Source organism: Burkholderia sp. Bp8998 (genome assembly GCF_003854235.1).
In the GTDB taxonomy this organism is placed as follows: Bacteria; Pseudomonadota; Gammaproteobacteria; order Burkholderiales; family Burkholderiaceae; genus Burkholderia.
Genome location: NZ_QTQF01000173.1, coordinates 1 through 434 on the forward strand (window position 1 = coordinate 1; position 434 = coordinate 434).

1 protein-coding gene is annotated in these 434 nt (G+C 59.7%); it reads right to left on the minus strand.

Annotated features, from left to right (window positions below):
* Positions 1-65: 65 nt before the first annotated feature.
* On the minus strand, positions 66-434 hold a 369-nt coding region (locus DIE06_RS38025), incomplete at its 5' end, for a response regulator (protein WP_148094399.1).

Genomic DNA, 434 nt, shown 5'->3' on the forward strand with positions numbered 1-434 from the left:
ATCCGGGCGTCGAGGATTGCTGACGAATCGATCATGGTTCGCTACCTGGCGACCTGCCCCCCCGACTATTTCCGTCCGACAGCCAGCGCGATGGCATCGGCCAGCGCATGCATGAATGGATCGATCTTGATCGGCTTGGTCAGATAGCGGAAGAAACCCGCGTTCATGCCTTGCTCAATATCATGCGCCATCGCATTCGAACTGAGCGCGACAACGGGAATATCCGCCGTCTCGGGATACGTGCGTAACATGTCCAGCGCTTCGACGCCGCTGATATCGGGCAGGTTGATATCCATCAGGATCACTCGCGGGTGCACACGACGCGCCAGTTCCACGCCGAGCTGTCCCGTCACGGCGCCGAGCATGCGCAGGTCCGCGTGCCGCGCAATCAGTTGTTCGACGAGCTTCAGGTTGGCCGGATTGTCCTCGATATA